This window comes from Paenibacillus pectinilyticus (assembly GCF_001700435.1).
Taxonomy (GTDB): Bacteria; Bacillota; Bacilli; order Paenibacillales; family NBRC-103111; genus Paenibacillus_E; species Paenibacillus_E pectinilyticus.
Genome location: NZ_LYPC01000026.1, coordinates 324133 through 347944 on the forward strand (window position 1 = coordinate 324133; position 23812 = coordinate 347944).

16 protein-coding genes are annotated in these 23812 nt (G+C 45.5%); 15 read left to right on the forward strand and 1 reads right to left on the reverse strand.

The features are described 5' to 3' along the window. The first annotated feature begins 75 nt into the window (after positions 1 to 75). From A8709_RS21845 to A8709_RS21910, 14 genes are all read left to right on the forward strand, one after another. The gene (locus A8709_RS21845) at positions 76 to 1116 is read left to right on the forward strand and encodes a LacI family DNA-binding transcriptional regulator (protein ID WP_065855084.1); all 1041 of its coding nucleotides are present in this window, start codon (positions 76 to 78) and stop codon (positions 1114 to 1116) included. A gap of 119 nt (positions 1117 to 1235) precedes the next feature. After that, positions 1236 to 2852, forward strand: a complete 1617-nt coding sequence (locus A8709_RS21850) for a response regulator (RefSeq protein WP_065855086.1) — start codon at positions 1236 to 1238, stop codon at positions 2850 to 2852. A 16-nt stretch (positions 2853 to 2868) separates the two neighbouring features. After that, a complete protein-coding gene (locus A8709_RS21855; protein WP_065855088.1) occupies positions 2869 to 4749 on the forward strand; it encodes a sensor histidine kinase in 1881 nt (626 codons plus the stop codon). 137 nt (positions 4750 to 4886) lie between these two features. Continuing rightward, positions 4887 to 6161, forward strand: a complete 1275-nt coding sequence (locus A8709_RS21860) for an FAD-dependent oxidoreductase (protein ID WP_065855090.1) — start codon at positions 4887 to 4889, stop codon at positions 6159 to 6161. Between the two features lie 156 nt (positions 6162 to 6317). Then, positions 6318 to 7286, forward strand: coding sequence for an ABC transporter permease (locus A8709_RS21865; protein ID WP_065855092.1), 969 nt, complete (start codon positions 6318 to 6320; stop codon positions 7284 to 7286). A gap of 15 nt (positions 7287 to 7301) precedes the next feature. Continuing rightward, positions 7302 to 8177 (forward strand): carbohydrate ABC transporter permease, encoded by an 876-nt coding sequence (locus A8709_RS21870; protein WP_065855094.1) that lies wholly within the window; start codon positions 7302 to 7304, stop codon positions 8175 to 8177. 77 nt (positions 8178 to 8254) lie between these two features. After that, positions 8255 to 9808 carry an extracellular solute-binding protein gene (locus A8709_RS21875; protein WP_065855096.1) on the forward strand — a complete coding sequence of 518 codons (1554 nt, stop codon included), beginning with the start codon at positions 8255 to 8257 and terminating at the stop codon, positions 9806 to 9808. A 253-nt stretch (positions 9809 to 10061) separates the two neighbouring features. Further along, positions 10062 to 12347, forward strand: coding sequence for an AraC family transcriptional regulator (locus A8709_RS21880; RefSeq protein WP_065855098.1), 2286 nt, complete (start codon positions 10062 to 10064; stop codon positions 12345 to 12347). 246 nt (positions 12348 to 12593) lie between these two features. Then, the gene (locus A8709_RS21885; RefSeq protein WP_065855100.1) at positions 12594 to 13562 is read left to right on the forward strand and encodes an ABC transporter permease; all 969 of its coding nucleotides are present in this window, start codon (positions 12594 to 12596) and stop codon (positions 13560 to 13562) included. An 11-nt stretch (positions 13563 to 13573) separates the two neighbouring features. Then, positions 13574 to 14467 (forward strand): carbohydrate ABC transporter permease, encoded by an 894-nt coding sequence (locus tag A8709_RS21890; RefSeq protein ID WP_084225287.1) that lies wholly within the window; start codon positions 13574 to 13576, stop codon positions 14465 to 14467. Between the two features lie 58 nt (positions 14468 to 14525). Beyond that, positions 14526 to 16169 carry a type 2 periplasmic-binding domain-containing protein gene (locus A8709_RS21895; RefSeq protein ID WP_065855102.1) on the forward strand — a complete coding sequence of 548 codons (1644 nt, stop codon included), beginning with the start codon at positions 14526 to 14528 and terminating at the stop codon, positions 16167 to 16169. A 103-nt stretch (positions 16170 to 16272) separates the two neighbouring features. Further along, entirely contained in the window at positions 16273 to 18159 is a 1887-nt protein-coding gene (locus tag A8709_RS21900) for a heparinase II/III domain-containing protein (protein WP_065855105.1), read from the forward strand. Between the two features lie 46 nt (positions 18160 to 18205). Continuing rightward, a complete protein-coding gene (locus A8709_RS21905) occupies positions 18206 to 18898 on the forward strand; it encodes a hypothetical protein (RefSeq protein ID WP_065855107.1) in 693 nt (230 codons plus the stop codon). Between the two features lie 64 nt (positions 18899 to 18962). Continuing rightward, complete coding sequence (locus A8709_RS21910) at positions 18963 to 21014, forward strand: CBM96 family carbohydrate-binding protein (protein ID WP_065855108.1); 2052 nt, start codon at positions 18963 to 18965, stop codon at positions 21012 to 21014. Between the two features lie 89 nt (positions 21015 to 21103). Here A8709_RS21910 and A8709_RS21915 read toward each other — a convergent pair whose 3' ends face one another. Further along, positions 21104 to 22468 (reverse strand): aminotransferase-like domain-containing protein, encoded by a 1365-nt coding sequence (locus tag A8709_RS21915; protein WP_065855110.1) that lies wholly within the window; start codon positions 22466 to 22468, stop codon positions 21104 to 21106. A gap of 148 nt (positions 22469 to 22616) precedes the next feature. Here A8709_RS21915 and A8709_RS21920 point away from each other — a divergent pair, with 148 nt between their 5' ends. Beyond that, positions 22617 to 23558 carry a DMT family transporter gene (locus tag A8709_RS21920; RefSeq protein WP_065855111.1) on the forward strand — a complete coding sequence of 314 codons (942 nt, stop codon included), beginning with the start codon at positions 22617 to 22619 and terminating at the stop codon, positions 23556 to 23558. Positions 23559 to 23812: the final 254 nt, after the last annotated feature.

The following is a 23812-nucleotide window of genomic DNA, read 5'->3' on the forward strand; positions in this document are numbered from 1 at the left end:
ATTGAACGACAGAGCGAATACAAGGGATTCATTTCACACCGAATCTACGACAATCCTGGAGGTGCTCTTCCCCCTATGCCAACCCGCAAAACCGTCACCCTCAAAACGATCGCCAACGAGCTCAGCCTAACCGTCCAAACAGTGAACAAAGCATTGAAAGGCAAACAAGGAATGTCCGAAGCAACCCGCCAGCTCATCGTCCAAACGGCCGAGAGGCTCGGTTATTATACGATGGATCAGATCCGCAGCTTGCGGTTGGATCATATAGCACCCTATCCGAATGAGCGTCTGCGGTTTCTACTTGTGCAAACCGCCGAATCGGTTTCCTATAACCGTCTGCTGCTGCAAGGGCTGCAGGATCGCTTTTTTTCATTCGGCCACACGATTGAACTGCTCATGCTGCCGCAGAATCCCAAACCAGGGAAAATGGCCGAATGGCTGGAGGAGAACGGCGTCTTGTATGCGGACGGCGTTTTCATTGCGCCCAGTATCGTGCCGAAGGAATGGGAAATGGCGCTTTTTGATCTGCCAATTCCCCGTATCCTGCTGAGCTTTCCACCAACAGGAGTGCGCATCGACAGTGTGATCTGGGATGTGTATGAGGCCACTTGCCAGGCAGTGGCCTATCTAAGAAATCAGGGACATGAACGGATAATGTACGTTGGGGATATTCAAATTCAGCGAGGCTCTATTCTGCGTTGGCAGGCATTCAACTATGCAATGACAGCATCAGGCGTAGCCATCACATCGTCCGAACATGTTATTGGCAGCCGTGATAACCAATCGGAGTGGCGTGAAGATCTCAGCAACAAGATCACGCGCCATAAACCGACCGCACTCCTATGTGGTATCGATCACGAAGTACCTGTAGCTTACGAGGTATGTAAGGAGTTAAATTTGAACATTCCAGAAGATATCTCCGTAGTCGGTTTCCTAAACGAACAAACAGATACACTCCCCCTATTCACGCGTCCGCTCCTGCCAATCGCACAAACAGGGTATCGAGCAGCGGATCGAATGCTGTGGCGGATAGCCAATCCGACGTTACCGTATGAGCATATTCGCATTCAAGGCGAATTCCACATCGGGGTTACAACTGCGGGGATTTTAGTCTAAGCCAGCACCTTGTCTGTAACCATAAGATCCCACCAGAAATCATAAGATCCTCCTATGTCTCTTGTCTTTTTCCAAGCTATAATGAAGGGAACTGCTAAGAGGTGGGAGGCTGACACGAGATGTTTAAACTAGTCATTGTGGACGATGAACCGACAGTTCGTTACGGGTTGAGTCAGTATTTTGACTGGAAGGCCTATGGCATTGAAGTTGTAGGCGAGGCGGATGATGGTGACGTCGGTCTTGAGGTTATTGAGCGTGAGAAGCCAGATATTGTCCTAACGGACGTGCGAATGCCGAACATGGATGGGATCCAAATGTCTAACCAATTAAGTGAACAGTTTCCTCATATCAAAATTGTGTTCGTCAGCGGACATGACGATGCGGAATACTTGAAATCTGCGCTGAAAGTTAAAGCAGTTGACTATATGTTCAAGCCCGTCAATCTGGGTGAGTTAACGATTGTGATTGAGCGATTGGTAGACATACTCCATGCGGAGAGGCAAGAGCGCAAGCTGATTGAGGACATGCAGGTCAAGCTAATCGAGAGCATGCCGTTACTCAGAGAGAAATTCCTGATGTCACTGATTAGAGAAGGAATTATGTATCCATCACGTGTACAGGATCGGATCAACTTCCTTGGCTTAACGCTTCCGTTGGAGGGGGCGTACTGGGTCATTGCGATTCGCATCGACGACGCCACCGAGATCGCCCAAACCCGCTCCGAAAGGGATCAACAGCTGCTCTCCTATTCCGTTCTTAATATTGTTCAGGAGCTAATTGAGCGACATATAGGCGGATATGTGTTTGAAAATCAAATTGGTGAATTCGTCGGCATCTTACGCATGACGGAGGAGGAGGATCAGGAGAACCTACTGTTCACCTTGGCGCAGGAAGTTCGTGAAAGTCTCCATAGCTATTTGAAAATTAGCGTTACGATCGGTGTAGGTGAGCGCATTTCCAGACTTGCCAGCTTGCCGCAATCGTACACACAAGCGAAGGAAGCCGCTGACCAGCGCTGGTTTCTTGGTAAGAACCAAATCATCTCCATGGATAATTTGGAGCAGGATCAGGAGAGTGTGTACCGTTTTGATGTTTCACAGCAAGAGCGCATGGTTTCCTCATTAAAGTCTGCGGATTCCGAGAAAGTACGAGAGGAGCTGCGTGAAGTTTACAGCGGCCTCTCTCGCAATCGCACGAATGGCATTGCTTATGGGCGCAACATCAGCCTGCAGCTGCTCTTACTCGCGAGCCGCATTCTTCTGGAGCTGCATGTTTCGAAGCAAGATCTCGAGGCCAAAGAAAACGAGCTGATGGCAAGTGTATTTCAGCAAGAAACGTTGCGCGACTTACGGGGGCTCGTCGAATCTCATCTGCTTGAAGTGTGTGAACGCATCGGTGAGAAGAGGAACGGGAAATCGAAGAATGTGATAGAACGCACACGTGCGATCATTGATACACGTTTTGCAGAGAATCTGCAAGTGGGTGATATTGCGACGGAAGTGTTCCTGTCTACGACGTATTTATGTTTGCTTTTTAAGCAGGAGACGGGTGAAACCATTAATGAATATATGACCAAAGCCCGCGTCAATCAAGCGAAAATGCTATTGAAGGATCCCGCCAATAAGTTCTATGATGTGTGCTATGCGGTGGGGTATTCAGATCCTAGTTATTTTAGCAAAATATTCAAGAAATACACGGGATACACACCGAGTTCCTATCGGGAACAAGTGATGTAAAGAGAGTAGGCCCATCATGTACCTCAAGAATCGAAGATGGACGTTTATTTCAATGATAGGCAAGGGCGTCCTGGCTGCGAGGCTTTGGCTGATCGCCTATGTGGTGTTAATTCTCATACCCGCTTCCATTTTCTTATATGTTTATTCCCAACGATACTCGCACATTTTGGAAGACGAAGTGACACGTTCTATGCTTCAAACGCTGAAGCAGGCTGAAATTAACTTGGATCATCAATTTGGGTCCTTAAGTGATACGTCGAATACGATGTTTTTGAACCCCAAACTCTTGCAATATTTAAGTAATTCCATTCCATACAGTGAACAAATTGATGCCTTGAAAGAACTCCGCTATTTGATGGATAACGGTCAAACCAATTCAAATGTGTTTCGTGTACGCTTATATGTGGATGAAAGTAAGCTGTTTTCCCATGAAAGAGTAAACTTCTTCCCAAAAGACACCCTCAAGACACGCCCGTGGTATGAAACTGTTATTAATGCGGGGGGGCGGTTGGTTTGGACAGGCGTTTATAAGGAAAGCTTTATCGATCGTGAGGATGCTTACATTTACTCAGGTATTCGCCTTCTTCGAGATCCAGACCATTATGATAACCCATCGGGCTTTTTATCCATCGACGTTGATGCGAAGACACTTGAGAATACATTATCAACCATCGTATTGAATAAAGATCAACGTGTCTTTATGATCGCGCCAGATGGTACGATCGTCTTTCATAAAGATGAGTCATTGCTAGGCAAGAAGCTGGAATCGGAGGCGGTTTTGCAGGCAATTGCTACAAACAAGGAAGGTGTGTCTCCGATTGTCGAAAACGATAATCAACAATACGTGGTTTATACGACAGTGAACGCCACAGGGTGGAAGCTAGTAGCAGAAGTGCCGAAGAAGGGAATCAATTCACGGGCCACATCACTAAATCAATTTTCGAGTGTAGCTACTTTAACAGGGGTGACGATACTATTCCTTATCCTTGTTTTCATTCTTTTAGCGTTTATCGTTCAAGGGATGAATCGCCGAGTTCAGACAGTAATTAAAGTCATTAAACGCGAAGGAGTAGCAGGTCTGGAAGAAATGTCTGTCACACCGGATGGCGATTTTAATTTTTTGGAAAAAAGTGTTGATCATCTTATCCATCGCGTGAAGGATTTAATGGAGGAAACCTATAAATCTAAGGTGCAAGAGCGAGAGGCTCAATTACGAGCCTTGCAGGCACAGATTAATCCCCATTTCCTCTACAATACATTGGATACGATTAATTGGATTGCCATTGGACATAAGGCACATGATATTAGCCAAATGATTGGCGGTTTAGCTCGCTATTTTAGGCTTAGCTTGAATAAGGGGAAAGATGTCGTTACGGTTACGGATGAGTTAGAGCTCGCCAAGGTATATTTGGAAATTCAGCAGACACGGTTTCCCAAAAGCTTTGAGTTCGTGTTTGATTTAGCAGGGAAGGAGGAATCAGATGGTGTCCAGAATGAAGGACTACAATTAGATTCCTATGTAATCCCCAAGCTCACTTTGCAGCCAATTGTAGAAAATGCATTACTCCACGGTATACGTAAATCAAAAGGGAAAACGGGTAAGATTACAATTCGTGCTTATATAGAAGGGGAGGATCTATTCTTGTCAGTAACTGACGATGGCATTGGTATGGATCCTGATTTTGCCCAATCTCAGCTCACGGAACCTAGACCCGTGATGCGAACAGATGGTTCTGGGAGCTCCTATGGATTATATAATGTGAATGAGCGCATTCGTTTATTTTCAGGAGAAGCTTACGGACTGTGCATACATTCACAGCCTGGGGAAGGGACTACGATTACAGTACGTTTCAATGTCAGCGCAACTAAGAGAAGCAGCAGTAGTTTAAACGAATAACTAAATGCTTAGGATTGTACCAGAAATAGAAGCATTGCCATCTACACTCGATATTGGCGCTTCGATATAATTGTCTTGATAGAGGTGTTGGCGTGATGAACAGCATCTTTCACTAACTTGATGAGAGAAGGGTGAAAATGGGTAACCAACAATCCAAAACTTATGATTTTCAGAGACAAATCGAAATGTACGATGCAGCGGATATTGTTGTCATTGGCGGGGGGCCAGCTGGAACTGCAGCTGCTATTAGTGCGGCAAGACTAGGGAAGAAAGTCATTTTATTGGAAAAATCGGGCCAGTTAGGAGGCATGGGGACGCTCGGAAACGTAAGTATTTTTATGCCGATTGGCAATGTAACCGGTATTTACCGAGAGATGATCGCGGAAGCAATGGCTGAGCATTTGCCTAAGGATCACGACGTGTCCATCGCCCCGCAATATTCACCTTTCGTATTAAGACAATATTTGAATGAGAAAATGAAGAAGGAAGGCGTACAGGTTATTTATCATGCGGAGTTTATTGGCACCGTGAAGGAAGATAGATGCCTAAAGGCTGTTATCGTATCGACACGAGAAGGCTTAAAAGCATTCGAAGGCAAGCAATTCATCGACTGTACGGGAGATGCAAGGGCTGCATTGGATGCTGGGGTTCCCTATAAGTCAGGAAGAGATGAAGACGGCATGACTCAGCCTATGACGTTGATGTTTATGATGCAAAATACAGGTAAGCCTGTTGCACAAATGTTGCCTGAAGGTTGCTACCGGTACGAAGAAATATCCGATTTGCCCCAAGGGCGCCGTTTATATTGGGAGCGGAACAACGATGGCACACTGCTTGTGAATATGACACGTGTCAAAGGAAACGGAGCTAAGATCGAAGACGTCAACTATGCGGAGACTGAGGCGTTGAGGCAAGTGTTTTCCGTCGTCAATTACTTACAGCGGAACGGGTTTGAAACCTACGCCCTCTCGCATGTCGCGAATCAAGTTGGTGTTCGGGAAACGAACCAGATTCAAGGTCTTTACACGCTAACGGAGCAAGATGTAGTGAGTGGGACACGCTTTGCGGATGTTGTTGCCCAAACGAATTACGAAATCGACATCCATAGTCCTGACGGTCAAAAAACGACAGATGAGCGCGAGGTCGATGGCTATGACATTCCATACCGTTGCATGGTAACCGAGCAGCTGGATAATCTACTGGTAGCGGGACGCTCGATTTCAGCTACACATGTGGCAATGTCCTCGATGCGCGTGCAGGCGACTTGTTACGCGCTGGGCCAAGCGGCAGGAATTGCGGCATCTCTCGCTGCAGAAGAAGCATGCCCGGTACGAGAGATTTCGATCGAAGCGCTTCACAACGCGCTAAGCAACCAAAATGTTGTCTTTTATAAGCAAGCTTCCTATCAATAATAATAGTCTTAAGACAAGCCGCCTCTGTAAGAAAGAGGTCGGCTTTTTTTTCGCGAAAGATCATAAGAATGCACCAGAAACAGAAAGATTACCATCTACAAGCGGCCTCTGGTGATCGATATAATTATCCTATAAGAACACGGAGGTGAGCCATTCATGCGCGTAACACTGACAGAGACTGAACGAACAACAGTTGCTCACGCCAAGCCAAGAACAAAAGGCAGCGGCCGTTGGAAGCTAATTGTGACCAATTATGATTTATACCTATTATTAGTGCCAGGGATACTATTTTTGCTTTTATTCAAATATGCGCCTATGTATGGGATTGTCATTGCTTTTCAAGACTTCAATATTTTTGATGGTTTTATGGGAAGCAAATGGGTGGGATTGGATCAATTTGAGAAGCTGATTCATTCGGAAGAGTTTTATCAGGTTTTCAAAAATACCTTGTTAATCAGCGTTTATAAAATTGTGCTTCTTTTTCCGATTCCGATCGTTATCGCGCTTTTCTTAAATGAGGTTCGAAAGGCAATCTTTAAGAAGACGATTCAAACAATCATATTTCTTCCGCATTTCTTATCATGGGTCATCATATCTGGTTTATTTATCAATATCTTGTCCCCTTCGGGCGGTTTAGTGAATAACGTGATTCAGTGGTTTGGTGGGACACCGATTTCCTTCTTTCTAGACAATCATTTTTTCCGAAGTGTGGTCGTATTTACAGCAGGTTGGAAGGAATCGGGCTGGAATGCCATTATCTTTATTGCAGCTATCGCAGGTATTGAGCAGGAACAGTATGAGGCTGCTTCCATTGATGGTGCAGGCCGCATCAGACAAATGTTTCATATTACATTGCCAGGTATTGTGCCAACGATTGTGCTGATCTTAATTTTACGTATGGGCTACTTGCTTGAAGCCGGTACGGAACAAATTCTGACCATGTACAACTCAGTCGTCTATCAATCCGGTGATGTCATCGGTACATTCGTTTACCGTCAGGGGCTTGGTCAACAGGATTATAGCTTTAGCACAGCAGTCGGGTTATTCAACTCTCTTGTTGGATTTATCCTAATCGTGGGCGGTAATGAACTTAGTAAAAAGCTGATTAAGCGAAGCATATGGTAGGAGGTACTGAAGACCATGCATAAAAAAACACTTAGCGATTGGACTTTTGACATCTGTATTTATCTCGTTCTACTGCTCTGCGGCTTAGCGACATTGCTGCCATTAGCGAATATTTTATCCAAAGCGATTAGTGATGAATCGGCGGTGATATCTGGAAAAGTAGGGATTTTCCCAATCGGTTTTCAGCTAGATACGATGAAATATGTGGTGTCCTCCAGTCAGTTTCTTCACTCCATAGGGGTATCTATCCTAATTACCGTTGTAGGTACTGTGCTTGCAATTGTGATAACGGCACTTACAGCGTATCCATTGTCGAAAAGACATCTTCCCGGTATTTCGATTATTATGGTGCTATTTATCTTCACGATGATGTTCAATGGCGGTATTATTCCGAATTACTTGCTGATGAAGAAACTACATTTAATCAATAGCTTATGGTCGCTAATGCTGCCTGCATTGATTAGTGTGTTCAATATGCTAGTTATCAAAAGTTATTATGAATCCTTGCCAGAGGCACTTGAAGAATCAGCCAAAATGGATGGCGCTCGTAATTTTACAATTCTATTCCGAATTATTCTTCCCCTAAGTGTTCCAGTTATTGCGACCATTGCTCTTTTCTATGCAGTCTACTTCTGGAATGACTTTTTTAATCCGATGCTTTACATCAATGACGCTGGCCTTAAGCCATTGCAGCTTTATTTGCGCGATATTGTCATGGATGCAGACAGCTCTAGTGCTGTAAACAAAAGTGTTGACGATATGATGAACGTATCACCGGAAGGTATTCGCGCTGCCACTGTCATTGCATCGATCATTCCGATGCTGCTCGTGTATCCGTATTTGCAAAAGCATTTTGTCAAAGGTGTACTTATTGGATCTGTAAAAGGGTAAATTTGCATTAACCGCCTATGATGCGAGCATCAAGGGTTTAATGATATATTAAACACAAGACTTAGGGAGGTTTACACATGTTAAAAAACAAAAAAGTGATGCTAGTAGCTGTTGCAGCAAGCTTATCTGTAACATCTCTTGTCGCTTGCTCTTCCAAAAGTACAAATACAGGAAGCAGCACAGCTCCAGCAAGTACAACAACGGCTGTAGCTACTGCTTCAGCTGGTCCAAAGCCAGAGTTGAAATCGCTTCAAATTTGGCAAAAGGATGATTACAACACGTATCCCGTTGCTAAATACTTAGAACAAACAACAGGGTATAAAGTGCAATATGATATGCTGCCACAGGACAAGCCGCAAGATAAATTGAACATCTTAATTGCTTCCGGCGAACCCTATGACGCAATTACAACAGCAGGCGGTACAGATTTCAAAGCGTTATATGCCGATTATGCGAAAAAAGGGGCTTTAACGGACTTAGGGCCGCTGATCGATAAATATGGACCCAATATTAAAGCTGCTATAGACCCTGCTGCCCTTGAGGCTGCAAAAGTAGATGGTAAGCTTTACGCAATACCAACTACAACGATCTCATTTGTAGGTGAAAGCTTATTCATACGTCAAGATTGGCTTGACAAAGTAGGAATGCAAGCGCCTACAACAACAGATGAGCTTGTTGCTGTTCTTAAAGCCTTCAAAGAGAAGGATCCTGGCGGAAACGGAGATAAAAATATTCCATTTACCGTACGAGGGGATGCTCCGCTCATTCCTAATATTATCGGTGCGTTCGGTATACCTAACGTTTGGAATGACTTAAACGGCAAGCTAACACCTCGAATTTTAGACCCTGGATACAAAGATTATGTAAGTTTTGCTTCTGACCTTTTTAAACAGGGCTTGCTAGATAAAGAGTTCGCAGCTAACAAAGATGCTACCGCTAAAGAGAAATTTACAAGTGGAAAAGCAGGTATGATTTTGCTTCACTGGGCTGACATACCTACGATTATGGATGCCTTGAACAAAAATATTCCTACAGCTAAAGCTAATTATATCCCGGCATTAAAAGGGAAAGACGGAAAAATTGGATTAGGCGCTTCACAAGGTTTCGACCGGATTACGTTTATTCCCAAAGCTTCTAAACATCCGGAAGATGCAATCAAATGGATGAACGCCAAGCTGGAGAAAGATACATTCAGAACGATGGCAATTGGTGAGGAAAATAAGCATTACACGTTAAAAGATGGCGCTTATACGCCAATTCAACCCATCTTTACCGATGAGCGAAATCAAGCCAACAACTTCTTGACGGGTACGGATGATAAAATCTACCCGACTTACTGGCAAGCACGTGTGCGTAAAGATATGCGTTTATTCGATGGTTGGAACTTCATGAATACCATTCAACCAGCGAATACTAGAATTAAGGATCCGTTAGGTTTTGCTCCTTTCTTACCGGAGTTTTCGAAGAACTTCGCACAACTGAACACGATGGTTGGAGACTATACGACGAAGTTAATTTTCGGAGTTGAACCCATAACAGGTATCGAAGCATTCCAACAAAAATTCAAATCATCAGGCGGAGACACAAGTTATAAAGAAGTAAACGATTGGTACGCAACTGTGAAGAAGTAAGGGAAGGCCTAATAATTCGAATCTTAGGAAGAGCCAAGAGAAATCTCTTGGTTCTTTTTGTTCTTCTTCGTCCAACCGTCAATAAGACCTTAGAAAGTTTGTGCTTAGATCAGCTTGATGCGACTTTTCACGCTCCCCCATGACAAGCCGCAATTTTGTGATATAGTAGAAGAGGTTGCTTTTGAAAACGCTTTATATTGATGTTGCCGCAACTATCTGCCCGCAACTACCCCACCTTGCAAGGAGGTGTTCCATGTTCAACATCCGAGCCAGGATGAGCACGATTTATTCACGAATCCTCTTGTTTAACATCTTGCTCGTGATCATCCTTTCGCTAGCTCCTCAACTCGTTTATATTCATTATTTCTCTTCCGCTTATAATCAAGAAATCAACAGACAGAGTACCCAAGACGTAAGCAAGCTGAAATACGCCGTTGATGAAACGATTCTCGATCGCGTCATTAGATTGGTGAATATTTACTTTTCTGACATTCCTAGCAATGAAGTGCTTGCCTATCCGCTAACCCATGATATTAGCGGCAACGGCTTCAAAATCGCCGAGGTTAGTAACTTTTTGACGGACATCCCCTATAAGCTGAATTTCTTGCAATCTGTCGAAGTCTGGTATACAGCTGGGAATATCTATATCAATGATAAATATAACTCCTACTTGGATTCCGAAGGCTCCCGAAAGAGCCTAGACGAAGAATGGATCAATGTTCTACGGACCATGAATACGCCGAATCGGTGGCTGCCTCCGCGTATCATCCCACCGTTGAATACGTCGGTAATCACCTATTTATCGAACATTCCGCTGATTGACAGCCTAGCGAACCGGCAAGCTGTCGTCGCCATTAATATTAAAGAAAGCGCCATTCACAATCTCATTCAATCCTCTCCAACGGATGGCGAAACTTTGTTCATTGTAGATGAGACAGGAAAAGTGCTTGTACATAGTGATAGCCAACAGGTTGGTCAGAATTTCAGTCAGAAGGATTACATCACGTCACTTCTGCATAACCAAGACGCTGGAACCTTTGAAGCTTCTGTGGACGGTGTTCAAAGTGTCGTTTCCTATGCGAAGTCCAAGTATAACAATTGGAAATATGTTTCTGTGATTTCGATTGATACGTTATATCAGAAGTCGAAGCAGCTCAAGCATTACTTGCTGATTACCACAATTATCTTGCTTACGGTAAGCTTACTGTTCTCGATTTATATGACCCACTGGGCTAATAAGCCGATGCGCAGCATCATCCAAACGATCCGTAATCTGGGTCAGTCCGATGGCCAAGAACAAGCTGGGAAGAATGAATTTACGATGCTTCATCAAGTGATGGATCGCGTTTCCCATACGATCACCGATTTGAATCATCAAATGGAGACGAACAAGCCGATCATTCGTGATAAATTCATCATGCGCCTGCTTCAAGGCGATCTTGATCAATCCGATCCGCAAGTTGTGAATATGGAAAAAGTGCTGCAGTTGCCTTTTGATCGGGAAAAAACAGCCTGTATGGCGCTTAAGATTTTTGGCACGGAGGGCATTGGCCTGAAGAATGAGATGATGATTCAGTACAGCATGCTCCAACAGGTGGAGGAACTCGGGGATTACGGACTATGCTCAACCATGGATAACGCGGGTCATATTATTGTTATTCTCAACTATTCGCACGTTTTGGATAAAGTACAAATTCACAATAGCATAAGCGGGCAGATGAAAGGGAAGTTCGTGCTCGGCTTTGGCAGAGAATATGATCACGCTTATAGCCATATTGCTCAATCCTATACAGAAGCATGCGAGTGCTTAAACTATGCCTTCATTATGCCTGCGGAGTCGTGCATATCCTATGAGGATCTGGCGATCGCGCAGCGCAAAGATCATGGGAGCGGTCTTCAAATTATCGAGCAACTGTCTGTTGCGGTGCGAAATCGGAATCAGGAAATGGTTGCTTCTATTCTTGATATTTTGCGGAAGGGTCTTGTATCCGGGAGGTATCACATTGATTTCTGCCGGAATACCGTATTCGATGCCATTTCGATTATCCGTACGACTGCGATTGCCATGGACATCGATCTGGAGCGCTTCCTTGGCTATGACATTCGGGACTATGGCCGCAAGATGGACAATGTCGCCGATCTGACAGACTGGCTTACTGGCGTAGCGGTACAAATTATGGACTTCCACACGGCGGATGCGACGGAAGATGATCCAGGCACGGCCTTAGAACGTCAGATTCTCGCTTACATTGAGCAAAATATTTACAACGAAATCTCTTTATCGTCCTTGAGTGAGGGCATCCATATGAATTCGAGCTATGTGAGTCGGATCTATAAATCGGTCATGGGATCGAATTTCTCAGAGCATGTGGCTGGGATCAAAATGAAACACGCCGAAAGCCTCCTCCGTGAGTCGGACTTATCCATCAAAGAGATTGCAGCAAAGCTTGGCTACACAAGTCCCCGTTATTTTGCGAATGTGTTTAAAGAGAACTTCGGTTGTACGCCCAAAAGCTATCGAGATAGCCTCGGGAGTTAGCTATTCCTCATAAAAGCTGCGATGCACTAGGCATTGCAGCTTTTTCTTTCCAACATGGCAAAAAAACAGCACAAGTAAAAATAACTGTCATTGGGTAGCTAAATGGAGCGTTTTAACCGCGTTTCACCACAAGAGGTAAAAAAAACAGCACATCGGTAAAGAGAATATCCGTTGTCGGTAACACGGTATAGGCCGTACGATAAGGGCATCGAAGCGCAGACAAAATACATGAACAGGAGGAAAGGCATGGAAAGTAATGCAATTATCGTTACACGAGAAGTCAAGGATCGTGTGCAGCAGCATGTAACGAAAGAACGTGCAAGCAAGCTCTATTGGAAGCAGAAATACTTTTTCTTCATGCTGATTCCGGTCATCGCGTACTACCTCATATTCCATTACGCCCCTTTATATGGGATCGTCATTGCTTTTCAGAATTATTACCCGCTGAAGGGTGTGTCAGGCAGTGAATTCGTTGGACTTGACCATTTTAAGGAGCTATTTACTGGGCTTTACTTTCTCCCGGTTCTGAAGAACACGCTTATTATTTCCACGTATAAATTGATTTTTGGCTTCCCGGCGCCGATCATTCTCTGTCTCATTCTCAATGAGGTACGCCTTGTGTTTTTCAAAAAAGCGGTTCAAACGATCACGTATTTACCGCATTTCATTTCCTGGGTAATTCTCGGCGGGATCGTGATTGAATTTCTGTCACCGACACGAGGATTGATCAATGCGATCATCATGGATCTAGGCCATAAGCCGATTCTCTTCGTTACAAGTGAGACGTATTTCCGGTCCATTCTAGTCCTTTCCTCCATATGGAAGGAAGTAGGCTGGTCGACGATCATCTATCTGGCAGCGATTACAAGCGTTGATCCAGAACTGTACGATGCGGCGGATATGGATGGGGCAGGTCGGCTTCGGAAAATTTGGAACATCACGCTCCCCTCCATTATGCCGGTGGTGACGATCATGTTTATTTTCGCGGTAGGCGGCATCATCAATGATGATTTTGACCAAATTTACAATTTACTGAACGCTTCGGTTCTTTCCGTAGGTGATGTCATTTCGACCTATACCTATCAGATCGGACTTGTGAAAGGTGATTACAGCTTCGCAACAACGGTCGGTTTGTTTAAAAATATGATTGCCTTCATCCTCATCCTTCTTACGAATTATGTAGCAAAGAAAACCAATGACTATTCCTTATGGTAGGTGATCCGCACATGGACATAGCAACAAAACGCAAGAAAAAGAAACGAACCGTGGAAGATATCTTCGTAGATACCGTCGTATATGTAACACTCATCCTATTAAGTTTACTGACCATCATCCCGTTCATGCAGGTCGTCACGGTTTCGATGAGCCCGCCAGATGTCGTCAGCAGCTATGGCATTCACTTAATTCCACTCAAATTCGATTGGGATGGTTATCGTAAAATACTGGCCTATCAGCAGATCTGGACAGGGTACCAGAATACAATCGTTCGGGTCATTCTCGGGATTATCGTCTCCATGACGCTGATGATTCTAGCAGCCTATCCCTTATCGAAGAAGAACCTGGTACATCGCAAGTTCTGGACGATTTTCATGGTATTCACGATGTTTTTCAGCGGTGGTTTGATCCCGACCTACCTGATTGTCAAAGGTGTCGGTCTCTATAACAGTGTGTGGGCGCTTGTACTGCCTGTCGCAATCAATACGTTTACGATGCTGATCATTCGCAATTACTTCATGTCGCTGCCCGAAGAGATCCAAGAGTCAGCTCGAATTGATGGGGCGAATGAGTTCGTCATTTTGATGCGCATCATCTTACCGATTTCGATCCCGATCCTCGCAACTGTGGGGCTGTGGACGATGGTTTACCACTGGAATGAGTGGTTCAATGCCATGATTTATCTGAAGGATTCGAAGAAAGCCGTTCTACAGCTTGTCCTTCGCAAAATTATGTTCGAGGGCTCCGAGCCACAGGCTGTCGAGGCCGCCAATACGATCTATGCTAACACTGACACGATGAAGATGGCTGCGCTCATGGTTTCACTGATTCCCCTGCTAATTGTTTACCCTTTCCTGCAAAAATACTTCGTCAAAGGCGTCATGATCGGCTCATTGAAAGGTTAATCCCAGCCTCTATCCAGGGGATGGTTCACTAACATACATGTCTAGGAGGGTCTAAAAAATGAAACGAAACGTAATTCGTCATGTAGGCAGCTGGGTGAGCACAGCAGTGTTAGTAGGAAGTTTAACCGCCTGCAGCAGCAGTGCAGGAACCACAGCAACAAGTTCGCCAGCACCCGCAGCGACAGGTGCGACAGCAACAGCAACATCGGCAGCTAAGAATGATACCCCGGTTACGATTGAATGGGCAGGCTATAACATCAACGATGTAGCACCCGATCCGAATTCTGAAGTGCTGCAAGAACTGTCCAAACGCTTTAATGCGAAAATCAATGTCTGGACAGCTGATTCACAGAAATATAGTGAAGTGTTCAACGTTCGCATGGCTTCGGGGGAAATTCCAGATATTTTAAGACTGAAGGGCTTCGAGTTATCTAAACTTGTGGATAGCGGTGTGGCCGCAGAAATTCCGGTCGATATGATCAAGCAGAAAGCGCCGAATTACTACAAACTGATCAAGGATAACGATACCTCAGGTTCAGCTTTCCGTTCCAGTATGTATAAAGGCAAAAACTACGGCTTGTCCGCCTTCCAATTGGACGGAACATATCCGACCAGCCTCGTATGGCGCATGGATTGGCTTAAGAATGTGGGTATCACCAAGGTACCTGAAACGCTAGCGGAGTTTGAAGATGCGATGTACAAATTTACGAACAATGACCCGGATAAAAATGGTAAAAAAGACACCTACGGCCTCTCCAGTACGGCGATGCAAACCGTTCTTGGTGCCTTTGGCCCTATCCCGACCGATGTAATCAAAGGGACTACGCCTTACTCAGCCCTCTGGTACACCGTTAAGGATAATAAAGTGCTGATGGATGCCATCCAGCCAGAAATGAAAGAAGGCCTGAAGCTGCTGGCCAAATGGTACAAAGACGGCGTCATCGATCCGGAGTTCGTCACAGGTGAGAACAAGGGCGGCTATTGGGCAACGTCCCATGCCTTTATCAACAACCGTGTTGGTGTAACGGGCAACGTGATGTTCTACCACTGGACACCGCCGCTTACGGAGGGGGATAAAGGTGGGCCGGTTTATCAAGAGTTCCTCAAAGTGAAGCCAGATGCGAAGTACGATGAAACCTGGACGCTGGGTAAAGCGATCAAGGGTCCGGATGGCAAGGCCTATGGCGCGAACATTTGGGGCTATAATAACGAAACGCTAGTCATTACGAAGAACGCAGCGAAAGATCCGAGAAAGCTGGATACGATTTTGAAAATGCTAGATACGCTCGTAACCGATAAGGATTATTACATGTTGGCCAACTACGGTATCAAGGATAAGGATTATGTCATTAATGCGGATGGTTCTGTAGCTTCCAAGCTCAAAAATCCAACGGAAACAGCACAACGCGGTGTGGGCACCTTTGGTATGTACACGCAAAACCCTGATGTAGCCAAACAGTTATTTAAAGCGAAATATGTCGTAGCGGATAAAACGAAAGGAACTGGGACGCCGCCATCTTACCTGCCGAGTGTTGAGGCTTCAGGGAAGTATACAGCGGACTTGCAGAAGCTGACGACTGAGAATTACATCAAGATCATTACCGGCGAGCAATCCGTGGATTCTTTTGATGATTATGTGAAAAAGGCGAGAGCAGCTGGCGCCAATGAGATCGAGAAGCAATATACCGACGTTATTAAATAATCGTCAATCAACATGCAAGATTGTATTCAAAGACTGTCACATTCGTAGCGTAATGGCTGATGAGGCAGTCTTTGTTTTACCATGCCAAGGAGGCAGCAGAGACATGAAGTTAACTGATTTTATAACCATTTCTGACATAAAAGAACATGTGTTCGGTAAAGCGGTGGAGGGACGCATCTTCCCAGAGCTAGCTGATCGCGAGGCCTGGATGAGCGTGCCCTTGGTATTGCAACAAGCTTGGGTGACGCAAGCGGAGTCCTACCTGAACTATGAATGGCCCTCTTTGCGTGCTACCGCGTTTATGGCCTACTTTGAAGAGGGCAGCCGTCAACCGTACGATACCGTTGAATCAGAAAGGCGTGCCGCCCTTTGCACATTGCTAATCGCTGAATGCCTAGAAGCAGAGGGCCGATTCCTGCGGGAAATCATCAACGTCGTGTGGCTCATCTGTGAGCAGACGACTTGGTGCGCCCCGGCCCACCATTATTTATCCTTGCAGCCCGGGGAGCTGCTTTCGGATATCGAGGAACCCTTGTTTGACCTGACGGCGGGTGAAACCGCAGCCCTCTTGGCGTGGACGTCTCATCAGTTAAAGGCACCCTTGGATGCCGTTTCCCCTCTTATTCGTAAACGTATTCGCGTGGAGCTAGAGCGTCGGATCGTCACTCCTTACATAAGTAGAGATGACTTCTGGTGGATGGGCTTTGGCGAACGAGAGGTGAATAATTGGAATCCGTGGTGTAATGCCAACATGTTAACAGTCCTTCTGCTGCAAGACATGGAGCCTGAACGGAAGTTATTGCTAGTAGATAAGGTACTCCGAAGCCTCGATAGATATCTGGAGGTGCAATTTGAGGATGGCGGTTGTGATGAAGGCTCAACGTATTGGGCTAGAGCAGCAGGCATGCTATTCGTTAATTTAGAGTTAATGTATCGTGCATCGGATGGCGCGTTGCAGGTCTACGACCAACCGTTGATTCAGAAGCTAGGTCAGTTCGTCTACAAGATGTTCATTGACGATGCCTACTTTGTTAACTTCGCAGACGGCGCTGCGATCGCTTCGCAGGATTACGCGTTGGTTCATTTGTATGGCTCACGGATTAACGACGACCGACTGCGTGCTTTGGGGCAGCATGGCTTTCATCATTATCAAGTACCTGATCGCACGAGGAAAGGGAACTCATTTTTCCAAGAAATGATCAGCCTATTGAGCTTCACAAGTATCCAATCGGAGGCTGCGCTGCCGCCACCTTTCATTCAAGAGGCTTGGTTTCCGAATCTGCAGGTAATGGCGGCAAGACAAAAGGAAGGCTCTTCACATGGCTTATACGCAGCGATCAAGGGCGGACACAACGATGAGAGTCATAATCATAATGACATTGGACATTTTGTGGTGTATGTGAATGGCAAGCCGTTCTTGATCGACATCGGGGTAGAGACGTACACATACAAGACATTCAGCCCGCAGCGGTATGAGATTTGGACGATGCAATCCGGCTATCATAATGTGCCAGTCATTAACGGTTTTGAGCAAAAGGAAGGCCGTTCCTTTCGGGCTGAAGATGTAACGTATGAGCACAGTGAAGACGGGGTTCGCTTCGGGTTAAATATGTCGCAGGCTTACCCAGCTGAAGCGGGTGTGCGAAACTGGCATCGCAGCCTGACGCTGCACAGAGGAGCTGAACCCACAATCGAGCTAAGAGAAGTGTGCTCATTTGCCGAGCCAACAGATGGCATTCAGTTGCACATGATGTCGACCCAGAAGCCTGAACTTATCAACCCCGGATGCTTACGCCTGCAGGATCGTGATCACAATCAACTTTGGCTGGCCTATGACACTGAGCAGTGGGAGGCAGCGTTTGAACTTATCTCGGTGAAAGACGAGAGTTTGACTCGCGTGTGGGGCGAAAGCTTGTACCGCATCCAATTTAAGCTACGTCACACTGTGCGACACGGCGATTGGACTTTCAAGATGACGGAGCGGCAATAGCGTCTCCCGTTCAGTTGGAGGATATCGGGGAGGAGAATCAGCAAGTATGTCCCAAAGAAGCAGTGAAATGACGTTCCTAACTGTGTTAATGCTAATCATTGTTATTTGCTCAGGCTGCGCCGCTCGGCAGAATCACTCCTTAGCGAGTCCTGCTTATGAGACCGTGGCCTACATCAATGATTCTCCCATAGACGAGCGCGAGCTTCAGTTATTTATGAACGGAGTAAAGGCTCAGGTCGCAGCATATTTCAAACAAACCTATAACTCGGATGACTCACCCTCCTTCTGGACAACGAGCTTTCATGGTGAGGTGCCGATTGAGAAAGTGAAACAATCAGCCCTAGAACAATTGAAAGAGGTCAAAGTTCAACAGCTTTTAGCCCAGCAATACAGCCTTGTGGATGATCTGAGTTATTCGGCCTTCTTAGGTAATTGGACGAAGGAGAATCAACGCAGGAAAGAGGCTTTGAAGAATAACCAAGTCATCTACGGTCCCAAGCAATACGACGAGCGAGGTTATTATAATTATGTGTTTTCTAACTTGGTACTTAAAGTGAAAGCATCTTTTCAAGAGAAGACGGCACCGAAAGGGGGTGAGGATAACGCTAGTGGCATGTTAACAGATGATCAAAAGCAGCGCGCGTTGGACGCCAAGTACGCAGAGAAAGTGAAGCAGATGATGGAAGCTGCACAAGTGAGGATCGTGGACGCTGTATTTCAAAAAATGAAGCTGCAATAAACCGCAATGAATGAAATGATGCAATTTGCAAGCGATTACATTGAAACGTAGAGGAGAATGAATAATGCGAAGATCCCTAACACTTCGACTTTGCTTATCGGTCGGTCTTATTTTCACACTCCTGCTGACGGTCGTATTATCGTTGCCAGCACTGGTGGCAACCGCATATGCGAACAACACGACCTATTATGTCGATGCATCCGGAGGGAGTGACAGCAACAATGGGCAAAGCACGGGCGCCGCATGGCAGTCATTAACCAAAGTCAACAGCACGACATTTCTCCCAGGGGATAAAATCCTTTTTAAATCTGGCTCCGTCTGGACGGGACAGCTGCATCCGCTAGGATCAGGCTCCGCAGGCTCACCGATTACAATTGATGCCTACGGCACAGGAAGCAAGCCAATCATCAATGGCAATGGCTTAACAGGGGCCACAGTGTATTTTTATAACCAACAATATTGGGAAATGAATTCACTGGAAGTTACGAATACATCCGCTTCAGCGGGAGACCGATATGGGGTCAAAGTGGAAGCGCAGGATGTCGGCACCTATAATCATTTCTATATCCGAAATATGTATATCCATGATGTCACAGGAACGAATACGGATGCCTTGAAGGTGACTGGAGGGATCTTAGTTACTGTATCGGGTACGGCAGTAAGGACCAAATGGAATGACGTTCTCATTGATGGTAATACGATTGAGCGCACAGACCGTACAGGGATTAGCAACGGCAGCTCTTGGGGGAACAACGATGGTTCCGGCAATTTTGAACCGTATACGAATCTAGTCATTAGCAATAACACGTTGAATGATATTGGCGGAGACGGTATCGTCATGCGTGCTTCCATTAATGGCCTGATTCAATATAACGTGGTGAACAAGGCACATGCTCGGGATACGAATTTCGACGTGGCCATCTGGGCCATTAACAGCACGAGTCCTGTCATGCAGTATAACGAAGCCTATAACACCAAAACAACGAATGACGGTCAAGGCTTTGACTGTGATTTCAACTTGACGGGTTGTACGGTTCAGTACAATTACAGCCATGATAATGAAGGCGGCTTCCTGCTCGTGATGGGGAATGGATCGATTCGGAATGACAATATGATCGTCCGTTATAATATCAGCCAGAATGATCGTGCACGTATTTTACAGTTCAATAGCGGTTACACACCCCTAAACAGCCAAATTTATAATAATACGATCTATATCGGTTCTAGCTTGAGCACCAGTATAACAACAGGGCTTGCCGGAAGTAATCCGATTTATTTCAAAAACAATATCGTCTATAACGCGGGCTCCGGCGGATATTCGGTAAAAGCGAATGATGTGTATGACTATAACCTCTTCTATGGAAATCACCCAGCCAGTGAGCCAACGGATGCTCATAAGTTAACGACGGATCCACTGCTAGCAGGGGCAGGTAGCGGAGGTATTGGTTTAAGTACGGTCAATGGCTATAAACTAGGAACGGGTTCGCCTGCCTTAACCTCCGGAGTTCTAATGAGCAGCAATGGGGGCAAAGATTATTGGGGTAACACCGTGTCATCTTCAGCGGCTCCTAATCGCGGAGCCTATAATGGAGCAGGCGTCATCTTAACGAGCCCAACTGCGTGGGTGGCTGTCGATGATGCGAATGTGAGAGATGGCACTTATTCAGCAACGAACCAAGCTGGAACAACGGCTGTGACTGTTGATACCAAGAACGATTTAACCAGCTACAAACGTGATGGCTATTTTAAATTTGATTTTAGCAGTTATAGCGGCACTGTATTGGGAGCGACAATCAGGTTGATGCCAACGTTTGCTGCAATGAGCGGTATTCAGAATGAAGTAGCGCTGGTCAGCGATAACACTTGGACAGAAGGAGCTATCACTTGGGATACGAAGCCTTCCTCCAGTACAGTGCTAGGAACGTATACAATCACCGCGGGCACGCCGATTACCATTAACGTCACATCTCAAGTGCAAGCCGCTATGTCCACCGGCAAAAAGCTTTCCATCCGGGTGTACAGTACGTCAGCTGTGAACTCCAATGGCAATGTTTCTTATGCATCGAGTGAAAGTACAACGAGCAGTGACCAACCTAAGTTAACGATCACACCGTAGTCCCATGAGGGCAGAGTATTGGACAATAAGTTCGGCCGCTGGTGTCGAGGTGTCCAATACTCAGCTTTTTCTTATATACCCTTGGCAGATTATCGATTTCTTCCTAGCTTCATCTGTCCTATCATATGCTTAATCTCATGGGCAATGATTTGTACCCCTGCATCGATTCGCTCATCGGCTACCCTTGTAATGCTTAGCGATAGCAGCGCCATCTGATCAAAGCCAGGTAAATAATAAGGCGCAAGGTTCTGAATCAGCACCTGTTTCTTTCGTAATCTTTCGAGCAAAAGGGGGATCGGCATGTGAGCTGGCAATTCAATATGGGTGTGTACACCTGATAACAGAGGAGTACTTACCGTGAAGCTGCCATTACTATTAGCGGTTAAGGAGTTATGCAAGTGCACCAATCGCTCGGAATAGGCATCCCTGATTTTCCGCTGGCGTCGTTCAAACATCCCGCTTTGGATATAAATCTCCAAGGCAGCTTGGGATAGCATAGGGCTATCAATATCGGAAACCTTTTTGAACGTTCGGAAAGTGTCATCGAGATCCGGAGGGAGCACGGCGACCCCAACTCGCAGTCCAGGAAACAGAATTTTAGCGTAGCTTTTTAAATAAATGACGTGGGATGAATCGTAAGCATAGATCGGATCGGACTTCGAATCTTGCTCCAGATCCGCCAAATAATCGTCTTCGACGATATACACATCGTTGCGTTTTGCTAGCTTAGCAATCGCTTTTTTGGTGCTTTCCGAGTAGGAACATCCCAGCGGGTTGTGAAACCGAGGCATTGTATAGAAGAACTTGATATCTTCTGTACGAAAAAGATGCTCTAACTCGTCTAAATCAATACCTTCCACGGATCTGGCAATGCCATGCACAGGAATCTGATAGCTCGCTATTAGTTGAATAAATAGATGATAACTAGGCTGCTCGATTAGAATGCCGCGTTTTTGATTCGGGAACGGCATCAGGGATAAGATCGACAGTGCCTGTTGAACACCTGAAGTAACATGGATGTGGTCGGACTTCGTGAACACTTGATAGTTAGCCAAATGCTTACTCAACAGCTTTAATAACGAGGGCAGCCCTTGCGGTGTACCGTAAGCGAATAGTTCATTTTTGTACATATCGAAGGCCTTATCCACACAATGTTTGAAATCCAAATAAGGAAACAAGTCTGGATCGGGAGCAGCCGAGGAGAAATCAAAGATCCTATTTTCAGATGCGTCTATGGCTCCTGCTCTTTGTTGAACAGCGTAATAGCCGCTCTGCGGTATGGAATAAATAAGATGGCGACTTTCCAGAATGGTCAAGGCTCGAATGACAGTGCTCTTCGTGCAAGCAAAGCTGTGGGATAAGTCTCTAATAGAAGGAAGCTTCTGCCCAGCTCTGATATGCCCTTGTTCAAGCTGTTGCTCGATGGCATTCACAATGAGGAAGTATTTATACATGGAAGGTTGTATCTCCGATCTTCACCTTGGAATTGTACCGGTACAGTTGCTACGTAAAAGGAGAGCTGCGCACCCCTAATCATCGTATGCTGTTAGTAGGCCATAAGCCAACTTAAACGTATCATACTTGGAATAGGAGTGGAAAGCTATGCAACCATCTGGAGGAATTAAACTAGCTTATGCGTTAGCCGTGCTTAATGCGGTGATCATTGGATTCTCTTTTTTATTTGCCAAAATCGCGCTGGACTACGCGCAACCCCTCGACACGCTCATGTATCGTTTTGCCGCTTCGTTCCTTGGAATCTCAATACCTGTAGTAGTAGGCCTCGTCAAACTAAACTACCGGGGCAAGCCGATCGGCAAAGCCTTACTTCTCTCGGCCATGTACCCACTGGGCTTTTTCACTTTGCAAGCCTATGGTCTACAGCATACAACAGCCGCAGAAGCGGGGATATTGTACGCATTCACGCCGATTGTCACCATGATCTGTGCATCGATTTTTCTGAAGGAAGTCACGAACCTCGGCCAAAAGCTTTCCATCTTCTGCTCCGTGTTCGGCGTTGTCTTTATCTTTGTGATGAAAGGAAGCGGGTTAAACATCTCTAATATAACGGGAATCTCGTTGTTAATTCTGACTTGTGTCTCATTTGCTGGATATAGTGTGATGGCGCGTTCTCTATCCAAACAATTTAGCCCTGCTGAAATCAGTTATATGATGTTAAGCACCGGATTTGGGGTCTTTCTGATCGTATCTTTATTTACGCACATGACATCAGGAACATTCGAAGCCATGCTCACACCGCTTTCTCAGCCGCTCTTCCTTGTGTCCACGCTGTTCTTAGGTTTGGTGTCTTCCTTAGTTACTGCATTGTCATCTTCATATGTCCTGTCCAAAATAGCAGCATCCCAGATGAGTGTATTCACCAATCTATCTACGATTGTTACGATTGCCGCTGGTGCCATGTTCCTTGGAGAACAAATAACCGTGTATCACATCGTGGGTTCGTTATTGATTGTTGCAGGCGTATTAGGTACCCAATATTATGGGGGGCGTGCCGAGGCAGTTCCCAAGTTAAGCGAGCGTGTTTGATTTCAAAATAACCGAAGTCGTAGCTGGTGTGGCAGATGCGAATAAACTTTTTTGTAATTGGAAAAATAAAACATTGCTATGTATTTGCCATCCATGCTATATTATCACTCGGCCGCAAGACAGGCTGGTAACGAAAAAAAGAAATTAAAAATAAAGCTTGCATTTAGAAAATCAACATGGTATATTACTTCTCGCTGCTTCGGTAACACGGCAGTGAGCGAAAGAAATTGATCTTTGAAAACTGAACAACGAGT